The following is a 581-nucleotide window of genomic DNA, read 5'->3' as shown; positions in this document are numbered from 1 at the left end:
CCGGTGTGGGGTCGGTGGTGATTGTAGTGATGGAGCCAAGCGGCGTAGGTGGCGGATCGGGCGTCGTCTGAGTCGTAGGTGGTGGCGTAGGCCCATTCGGCGGCGAGGGTGCGGTTGAAGCGCTCGACCTTGCCGTTGGTTTGGGGCCGGTAGGGGCGGGTGAAGCGGTGGCGGATCGTGCCGAGCTCGGCGTTGAAGGCGTGAGATCGGTAGGCGGGGCCGTTGTCGGTCATGACCTGCTCGATGGTGATGCCGGCACGGGCGAAGAACGTGGTCGCGCGGCGCCAGAACTCGATGACGGTGTCGGTTCGTTCGTCGGCGAGGAGCTCGGAGAACGCGAGTCTTGAGTGGTCATCGACCACGTGGTGCAGATAGCGGAAGCCGCGGGAGCCGGCCGCTCCGGCTCGTTTGGCGCGGGTTCTGTCGACGTGGGAGCTGCGGTCCTGCGCTGATCCTCGGCCGTGTGCTCGCCATCCGCCGCCGTCAGGGATTCGACCGAGTTTCTTGATGTCCATGTGCACCAGCTCGCCGGCCCGAGCCTTCTCGTAACGCACGGGAACGGGTCGTCGCACTGGCAGTCC

Annotated in this window: 1 protein-coding gene; it reads right to left on the bottom strand. The window is 66.8% G+C overall.

All coding sequences use genetic code 11. The features are described 5' to 3' along the window. Positions 1-581, bottom strand: a 581-nt coding sequence (locus MT351_RS19795; RefSeq protein ID WP_243583079.1) for an integrase core domain-containing protein, incomplete at both ends; no start/stop codon positions are given.

The organism is Rathayibacter sp. VKM Ac-2926 (assembly GCF_022815565.1).
Taxonomy (GTDB): Bacteria; Actinomycetota; Actinomycetes; order Actinomycetales; family Microbacteriaceae; genus Rathayibacter; species Rathayibacter festucae.
The sequence above is the reverse complement of the archived record's forward strand: the minus strand, read 5'-3'. Positions and strand labels throughout refer to the sequence as shown.